Annotated in this window: 8 protein-coding genes; 5 read left to right on the top strand and 3 right to left on the bottom strand. The window is 33.4% G+C overall.

Annotation, left to right across the window (positions count from 1 at the left end; all coding sequences use genetic code 11):
- Nucleotides 1-43: 43 nt before the first annotated feature.
- The 3 genes from OZP15_RS06215 (at nt 44) to OZP15_RS06205 (ending at nt 4,049) form a co-directional block, all read left to right on the top strand.
- Nucleotides 44-1,102: a nucleoid-associated protein gene (locus OZP15_RS06215; RefSeq protein ID WP_281337295.1), complete on the top strand. Its 1,059-nt coding sequence runs from the start codon at nt 44-46 to the stop codon at nt 1,100-1,102.
- Nucleotides 1,103-1,229: 127 nt separating this feature from the next.
- Entirely contained in the window at nt 1,230-1,529 is a 300-nt protein-coding gene (locus OZP15_RS16305) for a DUF1660 family phage protein (protein WP_489886133.1), read from the top strand.
- Nucleotides 1,530-1,685: 156 nt separating this feature from the next.
- Nucleotides 1,686-4,049, top strand: a complete 2,364-nt coding sequence (locus OZP15_RS06205) for a GAF domain-containing protein (RefSeq protein ID WP_281337294.1) — start codon at nt 1,686-1,688, stop codon at nt 4,047-4,049.
- A 144-nt stretch (nt 4,050-4,193) separates the two neighbouring features.
- Here the strand turns inward: OZP15_RS06205 and OZP15_RS06200 are convergent, their stop codons facing one another.
- Complete coding sequence (locus tag OZP15_RS06200; RefSeq protein ID WP_281337293.1) at nt 4,194-5,378, bottom strand: Pycsar system effector family protein; 1,185 nt, start codon at nt 5,376-5,378, stop codon at nt 4,194-4,196.
- A 24-nt stretch (nt 5,379-5,402) separates the two neighbouring features.
- On the opposite strand from OZP15_RS06200, the gene OZP15_RS06195 reads away from it, so the two are divergent.
- Nucleotides 5,403-9,137, top strand: coding sequence for a metallophosphoesterase (locus tag OZP15_RS06195; protein WP_281337292.1), 3,735 nt, complete (start codon nt 5,403-5,405; stop codon nt 9,135-9,137).
- 78 nt (nt 9,138-9,215) lie between these two features.
- Here OZP15_RS06195 and OZP15_RS06190 read toward each other — a convergent pair whose 3' ends face one another.
- Together OZP15_RS06190 and OZP15_RS06185 are read right to left on the bottom strand one after the other, a co-directional pair.
- Entirely contained in the window at nt 9,216-10,073 is an 858-nt protein-coding gene (locus tag OZP15_RS06190; RefSeq protein WP_269227599.1) for an SdiA-regulated domain-containing protein, read from the bottom strand.
- Nucleotides 10,074-10,077: 4 nt separating this feature from the next.
- Nucleotides 10,078-11,130: a hypothetical protein gene (locus OZP15_RS06185; protein WP_281337291.1), complete on the bottom strand. Its 1,053-nt coding sequence runs from the start codon at nt 11,128-11,130 to the stop codon at nt 10,078-10,080.
- 137 nt (nt 11,131-11,267) lie between these two features.
- On the opposite strand from OZP15_RS06185, the gene OZP15_RS06180 reads away from it, so the two are divergent.
- Nucleotides 11,268-13,562: a T9SS type B sorting domain-containing protein gene (locus OZP15_RS06180; protein WP_281337290.1), complete on the top strand. Its 2,295-nt coding sequence runs from the start codon at nt 11,268-11,270 to the stop codon at nt 13,560-13,562.
- Nucleotides 13,563-13,568: the final 6 nt, after the last annotated feature.

Here is a 13,568-nt window from a genome sequence, read left to right as displayed (position 1 = left end):
TCTGTCTTACATCTTGGTTCTTTTGTCTAAAAAATAAAAGCCAATGATCAATTTATTTAACACGTACATAGAAACGTTATCCATTCACAGAGTGGGAAACAAAAGCCGAAACGAAGCTATTTTTTTATCGGAAGAAGCTTTTAAACTAAATGACGAAGTAGTTCCTTTAATCAAAGAATATTTCTTTAAGCCTTTTCGGGAAAAAGAAGAAAACTACTTTCAATTTGCACACGAAGTAGATCTAGAGTACAACGATATGTTCAAATTCGCTACACAAATTTTTGAAAATCCAAGTAGTTTACACGAAGTTTCGAAACAAATCACGACTCATTTATTCGAACAATCCAATCATCCACACATCAAAAACGGAGAGGTTTATATAACACATTTGACCAATATCAATATCGACAATAATGTAGTGGATGCTATTGGAATTTTTAAAAGCGAGCTACAAGCAGATTTCTTGCAATTTGAAGAAAAAGGAACCAACCTAGAAATGATTTTGCAACAAGGAATCAATTTGAGCAAACTAGACAAAGGTTGTATTATTTTTAATTACAAAAAAGAAGAAGGGTACAAAATCCTAACTGTTGACAGTAACCGTTATGATGCTCGCTATTGGTTAGAACATTTCCTTTCGGTTGATGCTTTCGAAGACGAAAACTTCATCACTAAAAAATACTTGAAATTTTGTCAAGGTTTTGCTAAAGATGTTGTTTTTCCTGCCGAAGACAAAAAAGAAGAAGTAATGTTTATGAATCGTTCTGTGAATTATTTTGCCAAAAATGATCAGTTTGAAGAAACCAATTTCCTAAACGAAGTTTTGGACAATCCTGATTTGATTCCAGAATTCAAAAACTATAAAGTTGACAAAGGCGAAAAATACAGTATTGAAGATATTACGACTTTCCCTATTGCGAATGCAGCGGTTTCTGATGCTAGAAAATCGATTAAAAATGTAATCAACTTGGATACACAAATTCAAATCAAAATGGATTTCATCAATCCAGAAAGTGCCGAGAAATTTGTAGAAAAAGGCTGGGACGAAGAAAAACAAATGTACTATTACTTGGTTTATTTCAATAAAGAAGTAAAAAGCTAGTAAGGCTCTCAAAATCAAACACATTCAATTCCTCAATTAGTAAAATAATTGGGGATTTTTTTTGACTAAACTAGATTATAACAGAAGGCTATGCTATAAGTTTTTTACTCTATTTATATCACAAAAAATGCTTTTAAACGATTATATTTTACTTTTAATCGAAATTTTATATATGTTTACTTGTCTAATTTTAAACCAACTAACCATGAACCTTGTCAAAATCAAAAAAATTTCCTGCTCTTTTTTTGGGCATAAAATGATAACTTCTCGAAACATCACCAATCATTTCAAGGAATACAAATGTTCAGTATGCGGTTTAGAATTGACTGACGACACCAAAGGGCATAAAACATTTTTAACTCCTGAACTAAAGGACATCAATGAAACTTTGATCAATCTGTACCAAAAAAAACATTGTCCAGCTTAAAATTAGCACTTCTATAATTTTGAAAAAAACGGAATCAATTTGAATATTCGGTTCTACTGGATATTGCATTTGAGGTTTTTTGATAAAAAATAACAATCAAAAAACAGTCTCACCTATTGGATTATTAGTAAATTTACATACTAAATGAAATTCCAAATGGCTACTAATTTCGACATCAACAGTCCTTTTAAAACGATAATCTCTTTTCACAAATTAATCGAATCTTTTGAAGAAATTGCTTTATCAGATGTAGATTATCGTTCGAATTATGCCAAAGCCATTCTAAAAGAAATTGAACCTTTGCCTGAATTTAGAACCGGAATTGAAGATTATTCGATTATTCAAAAAAATGAAACACTAATTCATCACTTACTTGCCGATTTGTTCCCAACTGCTTTGACCAAAAATGAAATTAAAGCCGTAACCATTCCGTTTCAGAATTTAACTTTCAATTATACCGAACGTTTTAAGAGTATTTTAAAAAATGCTGGGACTACATTCGACATGGAAATTCGTGATTTTGATGACCACCAATTTTACATCAGCAATTGTTGTTTGATTTTGCAAATGTATTACAAACAAAAAATTGATTTCAACCGTCCTTTCTTTTATGATATTCCAGATGAAAATGGAATTGTAAAACATTATCGCATTTTATACAATGCCGATTTTATGGAAATTATTCCAACCCAAAAAGCACTTTCTTTAACACCAGAAGACATTGACCTATTAATTGATAATTACAATGATCTTGAACTTTGGAAATCAAAATTTCCTGTTGGAAGCTGGATTTTAAAAGGTTTTGGGATTGTTTCTCTATTTGATGCTACAACCGAAAATGCCATTTCAAATCTGAAAAGTAATTTATTAAAACCTGATAAAGTTACTCCATCCGAAATTATTCAATCTATTTTCACCTCGCTTTTTAAAATTCCAGGCTTAAAAATAGGATTCATTATTTACAATCAAGAAGAGGAAAAGTTCAACACTCCCTTTAAAATAGATGTTCAAATGAATAGTTTTCTGCTTTCGTCAGAGCATGAAGTCGATTGCAAAAATGCTTTCTTTGGCTGTTCCTTTGAAAATTTATTGCAAAAAAAAGAAGCGTTTGTAATTTCAAATGTCCAAAAATTTGCCAACGAGATAGGTAACGAAAGATTAGGACAACATTTGCTGCATCAAAATATTGGCAGTTGTATTTTTGCACCCGTCATCAAAGACGACCATTTATTAGGCATATTGGAAATTGTATCTGAAAATCCACGAGAATTAAATAGTGTAAATGCCACCAAATTAGATTTGGTTTTACCTTATTTGACCGACACGATTGATCGTTACAATACCGATATGCAACACCAAATCGAAGCCATTATTCAAAGAGAATATACTACGATTCACCCAAGTGTGTATTGGAAATTCAAAAGAGAATCCCAAAGTTATTTTCAAAACAGCAATCATACCAAAGATTATATTTTTAAGGAAATAGTTTTCAAAAATGTCTATCCTTTGTACGGGCAAATTGACATCAAAGGTTCATCGGAACACCGAAATGAAACGGTAAAAAAAGACCTGAAAAACCAATTGACTACTCTTTTGGAAATTTTCGAAAATCAAGACACAAAATCAAATTTAGTGCTTTTGGAACAACGCAAATTTGAATTAGAATCAATGCGAAAAGAATTGGAATTTCCTTTGAAAGCCGACACCGAACAACAGATTCAGCGTTATATTGAAGAAGAAATTCATCCTATTTTAAAAAATACGAAAGGCAATGCCAAAAACGAAAAATCAGAACTTTTGTATTTTGAAAGTCTTGACGAAAAAACAGGTTTGTTCTATCAGGAACGAAAAAAGTTTGATAATGCCATGTCCATAATCAACAAAAAACTAGCTTCGATTTTAGACCGAAAACAACTGGAAGCCCAACAAATTTATCCGCATTATTACGAACGCTTCAAAACGGATGGCGTGGAACACAATTTGTATATTGGAGCTTCGATTTCGCCTACAAAACCTTTTGACATGATGTATTTGCACAATTTGCGTTTGTGGCAATTGCAAACTTTGTGCGAAATGGAATTGGAACACCACCAGCTCAAAGCGACTTTGCAGTATCAATTGGATGTTACTTCGTTGATTTTGGTATTTAGTTCGCCACTTTCTATCCGTTTTCGAATGGACGAAAAACGTTTTGATGTGGATGGAACTTACAATGCACGCTATGAAGTGGTCAAAAAACGAATCGATAAAGCACACATAAAAGGATCGAAAGAACGCATCACCGAAAAAGAAAAAATTACGATTGTATTTTCTCAAGTTGCTGAAGAAAACGAATATTTAAAATACATCAAATACTTGCAACACAAAAAAATATTGGAACCCAAAATAGAACAATTTGAGGTAGAAGATTTACAAGGCGTTTCTGGATTAAGAGCGATTCGAGTGAAAGTGGCTAATACTGAAAATAATTTTCCTTCACCAAAAATAACTTATCAAGATTTATTGGACGAAATAAATTAATATGACTGTCCGTAAAGCGGACTAATAACAAAAAAAGAACACAGATGACACGGATTAGGCGAATTTTCGCTGACATAAATATAAAAATCCGTGTCATCCGTGTGTAATTTTTAAAATTAGTACAAGTAACGGATAGATATATAATTAAAGTCCAACTGACTTGAACGCTATGATAAATGCGATAACTGTCACAATAATTCCTATCATAAAAATATTGTAGGTAATCCGCAATAGATTGTATTTTCGTTGTAAAACCAAGCCTAAATAATACAAATCTTTTATCATTGTTGAGTACAAATAATCCCGATCTTTCATCATTTCGTTCATTGCCCATTCGTATTCTTCGATAGGCATTTTATAGAAATTTCCAAAAAACATCAGATTCACTTTTTTGGCTTCGACATCTGCACGGGTAAAAAATCCTGTAGTAACTTTGGGTCTTGTCGATAAAATGGCAAAAATTATTGTGGTCACACTCGAAATCAGCATAATAAAAACAGGAATAACCAAATGAGCATTTTTAGGACTGTCCAGTTTTGGAATAATCGAAGACAATGCGATTGAGATAATAATAGCATTGACCGACAATAAAATATTCGCTTTACTATCAGCAATGCCACTCAATTGCGTATGATTTCCTAACGTTACCCGAAACAAAGTATCTACTCCACGATCGGTTTTTTCTACTTTTTCTTTCTTTTTATTTTCGTCCTCAATTAACATATTTTTTTTCTTTTCTTGTTTGTTAATTTTTTTCTGAATGCGTTTTATATTTTTGTCTTTTAAAGGTTGCCAATTTTTTTGAGCAAAATCAGTGTAGAATTGGTGTTTGTTCAACAAGAAATCAAAATTTTCTGTAGCCCATTGCAAATTAGAAAAAGACATATTGGTAGTATTATTCAATTCAAGGCGCAAACATTCACAAGTTGAAAGATATTCAGAACTGGTGATATGGATAAAATCGGCATCTTTAATAATTTTTTCCAAATGATTTTTAGGCTGATATTCTTTGGCTGTAGCTAAAATTAAATTAGCAACACTGGCTATAAATTCGTCCGATTGCTTTTTTTCTTTTAAAAATTGAGTGGCAATAACGATACTTTCGGCTTCGTGATTCAGATTTCCATTGATGTAACCCGTATCGTGAAACCATGCGGCTATTAAAAGAATTTCTTTATCCGAATCTGGAACTTTTTCGTTTATACAAAGCTCTTTTACAGCATTGACAACACTTAAGGTGTGATTAAAATTATGGTAGGAATACAGTTTAGAAAGCTTACCTTTGAGTAAATTATAAACGAAATCTTCGCATTGTTCTGTTAGATTCATAAGAATATTTTATCCCACTAAATTATGAAATTGTTTTTGAATTATCCTTTTATAAGCAAGATTAAAACTTATCTTATCCTATTTTCGCTATTATTGCTACTACATTCTTGCGCAACACACCACGCTCAATATGGAAAAAAAGTAGCTGCCAACGAATCAGATAACGCAACTGACAGCCTAAAAATTACACACACTTTTTATTTAGTAGGAGATGCTGGCGATGCCGATGAAGAGAAATCACAGCAAACCCTTGATTTACTGCATCAAAAACTAAAAAAAGCCAATAAAAAATCGACCTTATTATTTTTAGGAGACAATATTTATCCTAAAGGTTTTCCGAGTGATGGCGATGCAAAAACAAAAACTTTAGCCGAAAAAAAACTGACCAATCAATTGGAATTGACCAAAGGATTTAAAGGGAAAACAATTTTTATTCCTGGTAATCACGATTGGTACAGCGGTATAAAAGGGTTGCAGTTACAAGCCAATTTTGTAACCAATTATTTGAAAGATAAAAAAGCATTTTCGCCTCGAAATGCCTGTCCAATCGAAGATATAAAAATTGATAGTATCACCGCTTTGGTTACCATTGATAGCGAATGGTTTTTAGAAAACTGGGACAATCATACCACAATCAATGACGACTGCGACATCAAAACAAGGGAAGATTTCTTTGCTGAATTAGAAAGTATTCTAAACAAAAATCAAGAAAAGACGGTTATCATTGCCATTCATCATCCTTTGATGACTAACGGTACTCATGGCGGACAATTTTCTTTGGAAAAACAATTGTTTCCATTGGAACAAAAAATACCGTTGCCAGTTGTGGGTTCACTCATTAATTTAGTACGAAAAACATCAGGAATTAGTCCGCAAGACCTTCAAAATAAACAATATGCTATTCTTTCCAAAAGGATAAAAACACTGATTCAAAATCAGAAAAATGTAATTGTTGTTTCTGGTCACGATCATAATTTGCAATACATTGACAACGAAAATATCAAACAAATTATTAGTGGTGCAGGATCCAAATCGGAAGCAGCAAGAGCCATAAATCCTAATGATTTTTCTTATGGTGGTAATGGTTATGCTACTTTAACATTATTTAAAACTGGTGATGCGAAAGTAACATTTTTTGGCAATGAGAATCAAAAAGAAAAAATGCTTTTTGAAAACGAAATTATAAAAGTGAAAGAAGTGAATTGGGCATCCAACTGGCCTACTCAATTTCCTGCCACAATCTCAACATCCATTTATTCTAAAGAAATGACTCAAAAAAGTTGGTTTCATAAATTTCTTTTTGGAAAGCATTATCGAAAATATTACAGCCAACCCATCGAAGTAAAAATAGCTAGTTTAGATACCGTTTTTGGTGGTTTGAAACCCATGCGAGAAGGAGGAGGACACCAATCGAAATCATTGCGAATGATCAATCCTCAAGGAAAAGAATATGCCATGCGAGCGATGAAAAAAAGTGCTACCCGATTTTTACAATCCGTAGCTTTCAAGGATCAATATGTCGAAAATGATTTTGAAGACACTTATGCCGAAGGTTTTTTATTGGATTTTTACACCACATCACATCCATATACACCATTTGCAGTGGGCAATTTAGCTGACAAAATTGGTTTAGCGCATACCAATCCTGTGTTGTATTATATTCCGAAACAAAATGCTTTGAAAGAATTTAATTCTAATTTTGGAGATGAATTGTATCTCGTAGAAGAGCGTCCGACTGATAATCAAAAAAATGCTCGCAGTTTTGGCAAACCCAACGATATTATCAGCACCGCTGATATGATGAAAAATCTGCACAAAGACGAAAAATATTCGGTTGACGAAAAAGAATACATCAAAGCGCGTTTGTTTGATATGCTTATTGGCGATTGGGACAGGCACGAAGATCAATGGCGTTGGGGCGAATATAAAGTGGGTGATAAAATAGTTTACAAACCCATTCCGAGAGATCGTGACCAAGCTTTTACTAAATATGATGGCAAATTGCTTTCGATTTTGATGAATATTCCAGCGTTGAGACACATGCGCACTTTTGGAAAAAAAATCGATAATGTCAAATGGCTCAATCGTGAACCTTATCCATTGGATTTGGCTTTTGTTCGAACTTCTGGTAAAAATGATTGGATTGGACAAGCCAAATTTATTCAAGAAAATCTTTCGGATGCTGAAATTGACAAGGTTTTTGACAATTTGCCAAAAGAAGTTCAAGATGGAACGATTGAAGAAATTAAGCAAAATCTGAAAAACAGAAAAAAAGAACTTCAAAAATATGCGGCTACTTATTCGGATGTGTTAAGTCGCACAGTTATGATTGCTGGAACGGATAAAAAAGACAAATTTGTACTGAATCATAGTGCTAAAAAAGGGCTGGAACTAAAAGTGTATCGCATCAAAAAAGACGGAGAAGAATTAATTTATACCAAAATCTATTCGGATAAAACCACCAAAAATATTTGGATTTACGGTTTGGACGATGATGATGTGTATGAAGTAACTGGAACCGCTAAATCAAAAATATTGATTCGCTTAATCGGTGGTCAAAACAATGATTCGTACACTATTGAAAACGGAAAAAGAGTGGTAATTTACGACTTCAAATCAAAACCAAATACGTATGATTTAGATAAAAAAGCCCAAAAAGTACTTACGGATGATTATGAAGTGAATTTATACAATAGCAATAAACCAAAATACAATGTCTTTTCTGGTTTGCCAACGGCGGGTTTTAATCCAGATGATGGTGTCAAACTAGGTTTGAATTTGAATTACACGGTAAACAATTTCAAACAAAATCCATACACACAACGACACGTTTTAAACAGCTATTATTATTTTGCAACTGGTGGTTTCGAATTCGATTATAAAGCACATTTTCCTGGGTTATTGGGCAATTGGGTTATTGATGTAGAAGCCAAATATACCACACCCAACTTTGCTATCAATTATTTTGGTTCTGGAAATGAAACTACAAATAACGATCAAGATTTGGGAATGGATTACAACAGAGTTCGTATCCAACAAATAAATGTTGCTCCAGCTATTAGGCACGTTGGTCGCTACGGAAACGAATTTAGTTTTCAGGCTATTTTTAACCAGATGGAAGTGGAAAAAACAGCCAATCGATACATTAACATACCTGGAACTGTAGATCCAAAAGTTTTTGAAGATCAGCTGTACGGAGGTGCGAAAATAAATTACAGTTTTAGCAATTCCGATTTTAATCCCAAACCTACTTTGGGAATAGGTTTTAACGTTTCGGCAACTTGGATGACCAATTTAAGAGATACTAAAAGGAGTTTTCCTGTTCTAGAAAGTAATTTAAGTTTTGTGCACAAAATAAATTCTAATGGAAGATTGGTTTTGGGAACTAACATCAAAGCCAAATCCATTTTGAATAACAATTACGAATTCTATCAAGGAGTAACTCTTGGAGGCGATAAAGATTTACGAGGTTATAGAACCGAACGTTTTCTGGGTAATACTGCTTTCTCACAAAGTACTGATTTGCGCTACACTATTGGTAAAATCCGCAAAACCATTGCACCGTTAACCTACGGAATTTTAGCTGGATTTGATTATGGGCGAATTTGGTTGGATGGAGAAAATTCAGAAAAATGGCACAATGATTTTGGTGGTGGACTTTGGCTTAACGGAATTAATCTAGTTACAGCCAGAATTTCTTATTTTAAATCTCCTGAAGAAGCTGGAAGAGTAGTTTTTGGAGCGGCTTATAGTTTTTGATAATAAGTTTTTATGTCCTGCAAGGTCTATTTTTTGACCTTGTAGGTATAAAATAAAACACCTACAAGATTTGATAAATCACTTCAACTTAAATTCATAGACCTTACCTCCTACTTTGTTCGTCTTTTCATCGGCAATAAGAAGCGTATTATTATCTTTAAAAACAACGGCTTCTTTTTGAGAAAAATCACCCAATAGAATTTCGGTTTGCGTTCCTTTATGAAACAAATCGTCTTGAAAACCTTGAAATAATAGAATTTTGTCGTGGCTCAAAACCACCACTTTTGTTCCGTCAGGACTAATGGTTGCACTGGTTAAAACGCAATGATTGTAATTGTCACAGGTTTTGAATTCTCCAATTTTTACCGCTTTTTGAGTTCCAGGAGCATTTGGAATTTTGTAGATAAATGCCGTTCCGTCAAAGTTTTTGCTTCGGTTTTTGGTAAAAAGATAAAAGTAATTTTGGTATTCAAAAAAACCTTCTACATCATAAAAAAGTTCTTTTTTCTTGGGCGGAAATTCCGTTTGTTCTGGATAAGAAAAGGAAATTTTATATTCAGCTACCGCATTTTCTTTATCTAATTCTTTATTGGCAACTTTATAAATACACAAATCTTGGCGTTCATTATCATTATTACCAAAATCACCAATGTATAAATTATTGTCTTTATCTTTAGTAATATCTTCCCAATCTACATTGATAGCATTGGTAATCGTTATTGTTTTTTCTAATTTTCCTTCTGAATTCAAGGCATAAACTTCATTGGCATTACCACTATCTTCTAATGTGTAAAGCAAATTAGTGTCTGGAAAATAAGTAATTCCTGAAACTTCTTTTAACTTTTTAGGCAAAGAATAGAGGGTTTGCATTTGGCTTGAATCTTGCTGACAGGCTAACAAGACCAAAGAAAAGGATACTAAAAAAGCTTTTTTCATGTGTTTAAATTAAATTGGTATGCTTGTAATTTCGAGTAATAAATTCAAAAGCCGAGTTGAGCACACTTCCCATTGATTGTGCTCTTTTAAAGTTGACATCAAGCGTCAATCTATACAGTTCTGATTTCAATTGTTCGATGTGACTATCAGGTGCAATGACATCATTGACCATAATATTCATTAATTTCTTAATTCGTCTTTCATTCGAAAAAATTCTTTTGGCCAAAATAGCTCTTTCTTCATTCTTGTATTGATCTATCGAATCGGGTTGCAATTTTTCTTTAACCAATTTTATCATAGGATAATTTTCTTTAAAAAACTGCGGACGATAGACTTTCAAATTCCCTTCATAACATTGTTGATCGAAATCTATGGGGCGAATTTTAAAAACTACGTGATCAAAATCATGAATCGGAACAATTACATAATTATAAGCGCGCATATCGCCCAGAAGACGTATCATACAACGCTCGTTGAATTTGACAAACTCTTTGGCGATTTGAGATTTTTCGGTTTCCGAACAATTTTTCAGCAGAGTATCCATAAAAACATCCCCTGGAATTCCCATAATGTGTTCTTCGATCAGCGTATCTTTATAAACCAAAAAATTGATTTTATCGGGCGAAAGAATGTCTTCTAGTTCCAATCCGTAAATGCGAGAAGCATCGGCTTTTTTTACATAAAAATGAACGTAATTGTCATTCAAAATATTTCTGACTTTTACTCGAAAAGGTTTTGAATTCCCGAAAGTACAATAATCAATAGCATCAACATTCAAAAATTTGATAATGTCTAAATTCCCATCTGAATGCAAGTAGGAATAGATTTTTTTCAGATTCAAATCAATTTCATCACGCTCGTATTCTGAATAATAAACCCGAATCCACAAAGTATCTTTATCATTAGCATCATATACATTGATTGAACCTGAAAATCGCAACAAATCATCATAAAAAATAGAGACTTTAGAAATACGATCAAAGCGTTCTAAATAATCTAAAAATAAATTATTTAAAGGATAACTTGGCTTTTTAAAAACCATTAACTGCTCTTCCATTTTTGATACATTTAAGGCAAATTTACACTAATATCGCATAGCAGGACAAGAATTTTCTATAAAATAAGGACTCTACCAGCGTTAAAAACACACTTTTCAACCCTCAAAAACATAGATTTAGGTATCTTTGCAAGACTATGAAATGGATTCTAAATACATGCTATTTTTTTCTTATTTGTTGCAATACAAATCTTCTGTTTGCACAAAACATCACTGTAAATGATTCATACACCGCCCAGCAACTGGTAGAAAATGTATTAGTCAATAGTCCTTGTGCTTTGGTTTCCAACTTCAATGTTAACGGTGATGCTTTTCCTGTTGGACAAAACAGTTATGGTTTTTTTACCAATGGAGGTGGCAGCTTTCCGTTTAAAGAAGGAATTGTTTTAAGTACTTGGAGTGCTAAAAATTCTATTGGCCCTTATGCTTTCTATAGAGGTGATGGCAATGATACGGCTTGGGCAGGCGATACTGATTTGGAACAAGCTATTAGAATTGCTTCTACAAATGCTACTTTTTTAGAATTCGATTTCACTCCACTGACCAATTTTTTAAGCTTTGATTATATTTTTGCTTCCAACGAATATAATGGTTCAAGTCCGTGTCAATATTCCGATGGCTTTGCTTTTTTGATTAAGGAAAAAGGAAGTGTGGATGAATATCAAAATTTGGCTGTAATACCTGGAACTACAACTCCTGTTTCTTCCACAAATATTCATGGTAACACTAATAACTGCTCTGCTGTAAATGGCAATTACTACAACGGGAATAATACAGCAACTAGCCCAATCAATTATGCGGGACAAACCGTAGTTATGAATGCTCAGACTAGTGTTGTTCCAGGAAAAACCTACCGCATTAAGCTAGTAATTGCCGATGACAAAAACGAGTATTATGATTCGGCTGTATTTTTACAAGCGGGAAGTTTTGCTCCAAAAATTGATTTAGGACCAGATCGAACAAGAAATAATCCGGTTTGTTTTGGCGAAAGCCTTGTGATTGACACTAAATTGTCTGCGAGCTACAGCTACAAATGGTTCAGGAATAACACAGAAATAATAGGTGCGACGAGTCCTTCTTACACCGTTACAGATACTGGAGCTTATTCGGTTGAAGTACTATTTTCTCCAAGCAGTTGTAGCGCAGTTGGAAAAATAAATATAGAATTCGCCCCTGAAATTCTTTTGTCTGACACTACAATTACCCAATGCGATGACAACAACGATGGAATTACCATTTTTGATTTGACTAAAGTGGACAATAGCATCAAAAACAATAATACCAGTTTAAGCGATGTTGTCTATTTTGAATCTTTATCGAATGCTAGAGCGAATACAAGTCCAATTTTAAACCCGACCTCTTATACTAACAAACCTGCAATTCCAACACTTTTTGCCAGAGTTACTAATAGTTTTAATTGTGCGAATTATGCAAATGTCAATTTAGTTGTAGCCAATAATACTATCGCGCCACAAAATCCAATTTCAACTTGCGATGAAGATGCGATTCAAGATGGGTTGTATCAATTTGATTTGAATACTCAAGTAACACCACAAGTTCTGACTGGATTACCAGCAGGAATGCAAGTAGAATATTACAGAAACACCAACGATGCTGTTGCTCAAAAAAATCCATTGCCTAATTTATTTAAAAATACCATCCCTAATCTACAAATCATTTATGCCCGTATCATAAACGGTGCCGATTGTTACGGAATTATCCCAATAACAGTTGTGGTAAATACTTTCAATCCAACTAATTTTCAGGAGGAAACTGCATTTCTCTGTGCGAATTCAAGCGTAGATTTGACTGTAGCAACTGGCTATTCGAGTTATGTTTGGAATACTGGCGAAACTTCAAATTCGATTACGGTGACTACTGCTGGGAAATATTCTGTAGCAGTTACCAATGCGAATAATTGCAAAGCGATTAAAAACTTTACAGTTACTGATTCTGAAATTGCGACTATAACTGGTGCAAAAGTGAATGATTTTGCAGGCATTCAAAACTCTATTTTGATTGAATATACTGGAGTAGGTGATTATGAATTTTCGCTTGACAACATCTATTACCAAGACAGTCCATTATTTACAGGAATGGCTCCAGGCAATTATTTGGCTTATGCCCAAGATAAAAATGGTTGTGGGACATCCAATCCATTCGCAATTTATGTTTTAGATTATCCTCGCTTTTTCACTCCAAATGCTGACGGTTCGAATGACAATTGGAAAATAAAAAACCTAGATTTATTTCCAAATGCTGTTACTACTATTTTTAATCGCTATGGAAAATTAATAGCACAACTCAATGCAAATAGTTTGGGTTGGAATGGTTATTTCAATAACGCTGCATTACCAGCTGATGATTATTGGTTTACACTCCACTTTGGCAATGGAAAAATAGTTAAAGGACACTTTTCTTTAAAAAGATAGCTTATA

It is taken from the genome of Flavobacterium eburneipallidum (assembly GCF_027111355.2).
Taxonomy (GTDB): domain Bacteria; phylum Bacteroidota; class Bacteroidia; order Flavobacteriales; family Flavobacteriaceae; genus Flavobacterium; species Flavobacterium eburneipallidum.
The sequence above is the reverse complement of the archived record's forward strand: the minus strand, read 5'-3'. Positions and strand labels throughout refer to the sequence as shown.

What these genes read in the sequence shown, in the direction of transcription:
- OZP15_RS06215 (WP_281337295.1), top strand. Translation starts at nt 44, where the DNA reads ATGATCAATTTATTTAACACGTACATAGAAACGTTATCCATTCACAGA.
- OZP15_RS16305 (WP_489886133.1), top strand. Translation starts at nt 1,230, where the DNA reads ATGCTTTTAAACGATTATATTTTACTTTTAATCGAAATTTTATATATG.
- OZP15_RS06205 (WP_281337294.1), top strand. Translation starts at nt 1,686, where the DNA reads ATGGCTACTAATTTCGACATCAACAGTCCTTTTAAAACGATAATCTCT.
- OZP15_RS06200 (WP_281337293.1), bottom strand. Translation starts at nt 5,378, where the DNA reads ATGAATCTAACAGAACAATGCGAAGATTTCGTTTATAATTTACTCAAA.
- OZP15_RS06195 (WP_281337292.1), top strand. Translation starts at nt 5,403, where the DNA reads ATGAAATTGTTTTTGAATTATCCTTTTATAAGCAAGATTAAAACTTAT.
- OZP15_RS06190 (WP_269227599.1), bottom strand. Translation starts at nt 10,073, where the DNA reads ATGAAAAAAGCTTTTTTAGTATCCTTTTCTTTGGTCTTGTTAGCCTGT.
- OZP15_RS06185 (WP_281337291.1), bottom strand. Translation starts at nt 11,130, where the DNA reads ATGGAAGAGCAGTTAATGGTTTTTAAAAAGCCAAGTTATCCTTTAAAT.
- OZP15_RS06180 (WP_281337290.1), top strand. Translation starts at nt 11,268, where the DNA reads ATGAAATGGATTCTAAATACATGCTATTTTTTTCTTATTTGTTGCAAT.